This is a genomic window from Saccharothrix sp. ALI-22-I, assembly GCF_001984175.1.
In the GTDB taxonomy this organism is placed as follows: Bacteria; Actinomycetota; Actinomycetes; order Mycobacteriales; family Pseudonocardiaceae; genus Actinosynnema.
This window is the reverse complement of the sequence record NZ_MTQP01000004.1, coordinates 1-4,855: the sequence shown is the minus strand read 5'-3', so window position 1 is coordinate 4,855 and position 4,855 is coordinate 1. Positions and strand designations below refer to the sequence as shown.

Sequence of the window (4,855 nt, the reverse complement as noted above, 5' to 3'; positions counted from 1 at the left end):
CTGGCCGACTCGATCTACTTCCACAACGGCACCACGCTGACCGTGAACCTGTACACGCCGTCGGTGCTCACGTGGTCGGAGCGGAACATCACCGTCACCCAGACCACCGGCTTCCCGGTCAGTGACACCTCCACGCTGACCGTCACCGGCAGCGCGGGCGGGTCGTGGACCATGCGGCTGCGCATCCCCTCCTGGACCAGCGGGGCCACGGTCAGCGTCAACGGCACCGCCCAGAACATCGCCACGTCGCCGGGCACCTACGCGAGCCTGACCCGGACGTGGGCCTCGGGCGACACCGTCACGGTGCGGCTGCCGATGCGGCTCGTCCTCCAGGCCGCCAACGACAACCCCAACGTCGCCGCGGTGACCTACGGCCCGGTAGTGCTGTCCGGGAACTACGGCGACACGGCGTTCAGCACGCTCCCTGCCCTCGAACCCGCCTCCGTCGCCCGCACCACCACTTCGGCGCTGGCGTTCACCGCGACCGCCGACGGCGCCACCGTCAACCTCGGCCCGTTCTACAACGCCCACGGCCACAACTACACGGTGTACTGGAACACGAGCAGCAGCTCGAACGCGGGCTACCGGCTGTTCAACGCCGCCAGCGGCATGGTGCTCGGCATCCAGAACATGTCCACCGCCGACGGCGGACTGGCGTTGCAGTGGGGCGACACCGGGACCGCCGACCACAACTGGCAACTGGTTCCCGACGGCACCTCGGTCCGGCTGCGCAACCTCAACAGCAACAAGGTCCTGGGCGTGGACAAGATGTCCACCGCGGACAACGCCCGCGTGCTGCAGTGGGCGGACAACGGCACCGCCGACCACCGCTGGACGATCCTCGACAACGGCGACGGCACCCACAAGATCCGCAACGACAACAGCTCCAAGATGCTGGGCATCCTCAACGGTTCCACCGCGCAGGGCGCGCAGGCGGTCCAGGACCCGGACAACGGCAGCGCGGACAACAACTGGCGGTTCGTGCCCACCGGCACGCGACGCATCCAGAACCTGCGCAGCGGCCTCCTCCTCGGCGTGCAGAACATGTCCACGGCGGACGGCGGCCTGGTGATCCAGTGGGACGACAACGGTACCGCGGACCACTTGTGGACCGCGCTGCTCGACCCGGACGGCTACTTCCGCCTGCGCAACTCCAACAGCGGCAAGGTCCTCGGCGTCGAAGGCGGGGCCACCGGCAACGGCGCCCGCGTCGTGCAGTGGGCCGACGACGGTACGGCGGACCACAAGTGGCGGCTGCGCTACGGCTCCAGTGGCTACTTCCGCATCCAGTGCGCCAACGGCGGCCGGGTGCTCGGTGTCAACGGCGCGTCCACCGCGCGGGGCGCGCAGGTGGTCATCTGGGATGACAACGGCACCAACGACCACCTCTGGCGCTTCATCTGATCCCGCAGAACCGTGTAGCCGAAGAAACCGTTAGCCGATCATCAGGTGCCCGCGACGTCCATCGTGGCGTCGCGGGCATCGGCCCGTGCCTGTCGAAACCTCATCCCCCGAGTGACGGGGATTACCCGCACTGATCGTCCCCACCCTGTGATCAAGGGAGACCATCCGTGTCACGAGCATTGACGAGGGTCGGCGCGCTGGTCGCCGCCGTGGCCCTGCTGTTCACCTCTTTGTCGGCCACGACCGACCGCCGGGCCGAGGCGCTGGAGCCGTTCACCGGCTACCTCATGGCGCACTTCACCGGCGAGCACGCGATCGGCGAGCAGATCTACTTCACCCACAGCCGCGACGGCCTGCACTGGACCGAGCTGAACAACGGCGCGCCCGTGCTGCTGTCCACCGTCGGCGAGCGCGGGGTGCGCGACCCCGCGCTGGTGCGCTCGCCCGCCGGTGACCGGTACTGGATCATCGCCACGGACCTGCGCATGTCCGGCAGCGGCAGGTCGTGGAGCGACGCGTCCAACAACGGCAGCACCTCGCTCGTCGTGTGGGAGTCCACCGACCTGGTCAACTGGTCCGCTCCACGACTGCTGGACGTCGCGGGCGGCATCCCGACCGCGGGCGATGCCTGGGCACCCGAAGCGATCCACGACCCGGTCTCCGGCGACTACGTCCTCTACTGGGCGACCAACGCGACCCTCAACGGCGTACGGAAGCACCGCATCCACTACGTGCGCACCAGGGACTTCCGCACGCTCACCGCACCGCAGGTCTACATCGAGCGGCCGGGCACGCAGCACATCATCGACACCCAGATCGTCGGGTCGCCCACCAGCGTCGGCGGCTTCCGCTACTACCGGGCATCCAAGGACGGCCAGATCACCGTCGAAGGCAGCAACTCGATCCTCGGCTCCTGGACCACCATCGGCAACCTGTCCCACATGGGCCTCACCGCTGGTCAGGTCGAAGGTCCCATGTGGATGCAGTTCAACGGCCGCGACGAATGGGCACTGTGGCTGGACAACGCCGGCGGCGAGGGCTACCTGCCCGTCACCTCCGCCGATCTGAGCAGCACCCAGAACTTCCGGAGGCTCTCCGACTACAGCCTAGGCACCGCGCACAAGCGCCACGGCTCCGTCCTCAACCTGACCGCCGTGGAGGAGAGCCGGGTGCTGGCCAAGTGGGGCACGACCACGCCGGTCAACCGCATCCAGTCCTTCAACTTCCAGGACCGGTACGTCCGCCACGCCAACTTCGACGTGCGCATCGACCCGAACGTCAGCCCCGCCCAGGACGCGCACTTCCGCGTTGTGCCGGGCCTGGCGGGCACGGACACGGTGTCGTTCCAGTCGGTCAACTACCCCGGCTACTACCTGCGGCACCGCAACTTCGACTTCGTCCTCGCACCCGACGACGGCACCGCGACCTTCAAGGCGGACACCACCTTCCGACAAGTCGCCGGGCTCGCCTCGTCGTCCTGGTCGTCCTTCCAGTCGTACAACTACCCCGACCGCTACCTCCGCCACTACGCCTACCAGTTGCGGCTCGACCCGATCACCACCGCGACCGGACGCAGCGACGCCACTTTCCGCGTGACCAGTTGACCCGACCGGGACGGCCTCGTACCGCCCATCGAGACCGGGCTTCCCCGCCACCGCTTTCCGCCTTCGGCCTGATGGCACCGGCAGAACGACAGGAGATGTCCATGTCCGCGCTTCACGCCCGGCTGTCGGCGATAGTGCTCGCCGTATGCCTCCTCCTCGCAGGCCAAGCCCTGACCACACCACAGCGGGCCGCCGCCGCCGATCCCGGCTACCTGATGGTGCACTTCACCGGCGATTCCGCGACCGGTCAGAGGTTGTACCTCGCGCACAGCGCGGACGGCCTGCGCTGGAACGACCTCAACGGCGGAGCGCCGGTCCTGCACTCCCCGATCGGCACGAAGGGGGTGCGTGACCCCGCGCTGGTGCGCTCTCCCGACGGGAGCCGGTACTGGATCATCGCGACCGACCTGTGCATCCGCTGCGGCTCGACGTACACCAACGGCAGCCCCAGCTTCGTGGTGTGGGAGTCGACGGACCTGGTCACCTGGTCACAGCCGTGGCTGATCAACGTTGCCGGCGCGATCCCCGGTGGGCGCAACGCGTGGGCGCCGGAGGCGATGTGGAACCCGGAGACCAACGACTACGTCCTGTACTGGGCGACGAACGCCACCGTGAACGGCGTATTCAAGTACCGCATCTACTACGCCCGCACCAAGGACTTCCGCACCATCACCACCCCTCAGATCTGGATCGACCCTCCCGGCACCACGCCGATCGTCGACACCCAGATGACCGAGGTGCCCGCCGGTGTCGGCCCCTACCGCTACGTGCGGGTCTCCGGTGACAACCAGAACACGGTCGAGGGCAGCAACTCGATCCTGGGGACGTGGACCACCCTCGGCACCCTCTCCAGCATCGGCCTCACCGGCCACGTGGTCGAAGGCCCGGTCTGGATGAAGTTCCGAGACCGCGACGAGTGGGCGCTCTACATCGACCATCTCAACTCCAACGGCGTACGCGAATACCGGCCGATCCTGACGACCAACCCGTTCGACGTAGGCACCTACCGGCTTCAGCCGGCGACCAGCTACGACATGGGCGGCACCCCGAAGCGCCACGGCGCGATCACGACCCTCACGGCCGCCGAGGAGAGCCGCGTGCTCGCACGCTGGCCCAACACCCCGGCCAAGCGGCTCCAGTCGTACAACTTCCAGGACCGGTACGTGCGGCACACCAACCTCGACGTGCGCATCGACCCGGACGTCACCCCCGCCGAGGACGCCCAGTTCCGGCTGCGGCCCGGCCTGGCGGGCACCGGCACCGTCTCCTTCGAGTCGGTCAACATGCCCGGCTACTTCCTGCGGCACGCCAACTACGACTTCCGGCTGGCCTACAACGACGGCACCACCCAGTTCGCCGCCGACGCCACCTTCCGGCAGGTCGCCGGGCTCGCCGACTCGACCTGGTCGTCGTTCCAGTCCTACAACCACCCCGACCGCTACCTCCGCCACTACGCCTACCAGCTGCGGCTCGACCCGATCGCCACGTCGACGGCCCGCAGCGACGCCACCTTCCGCGTGACGAGCTGACCTGACCGGGATGCCGTGACGCCCACCACACGCGACCGCCGCCTCGGCGGTCCATCGCCTCAGGGCCGATTCCCATTCCCCCCAGGAGATACCCATGTCTCGGATCGAGCGTCGTACCCTGTTCAAAGCCGGCCTCGCCGGTCTGGCGGTCCCCGCGCTGTCCGGCGTGGCGGCCCCGGCGCTGGCCGCGGTTCCGCCCACAGGCACAACGGCCCGGTACACGATGACGGCGTTCACCTACGCGTCTGAGAACACCGTGCACGTGTACGACTCGGTCGACGCGACGGCGTTCAGCCTGCTGAAGGGCCCGGCCTTCAA

4 protein-coding genes are annotated in these 4,855 nt (G+C 68.4%); all 4 read left to right on the top strand.

Annotation, left to right across the window (positions count from 1 at the left end):
• Positions 1-1,404, top strand: a 1,404-nt coding sequence (locus ALI22I_RS54355; protein WP_179118012.1) for an RICIN domain-containing protein, incomplete at its 5' end; no start/stop codon positions are given.
• A 167-nt stretch (positions 1,405-1,571) separates the two neighbouring features.
• Positions 1,572-3,008 (top strand): glycoside hydrolase family 43 protein, encoded by a 1,437-nt coding sequence (locus ALI22I_RS00070; RefSeq protein WP_077003548.1) that lies wholly within the window; start codon positions 1,572-1,574, stop codon positions 3,006-3,008.
• A gap of 101 nt (positions 3,009-3,109) precedes the next feature.
• Complete coding sequence (locus ALI22I_RS00065) at positions 3,110-4,537, top strand: glycoside hydrolase family 43 protein (RefSeq protein WP_077003549.1); 1,428 nt, start codon at positions 3,110-3,112, stop codon at positions 4,535-4,537.
• A gap of 94 nt (positions 4,538-4,631) precedes the next feature.
• The coding region (locus tag ALI22I_RS00060; RefSeq protein ID WP_202970481.1) for a hypothetical protein at positions 4,632-4,855 on the top strand (224 nt) is incomplete at its 3' end.

What these genes read in the sequence shown, in the direction of transcription:
- ALI22I_RS00065 (WP_077003549.1), top strand. Translation starts at nt 3,110, where the DNA reads ATGTCCGCGCTTCACGCCCGGCTGTCGGCGATAGTGCTCGCCGTATGC.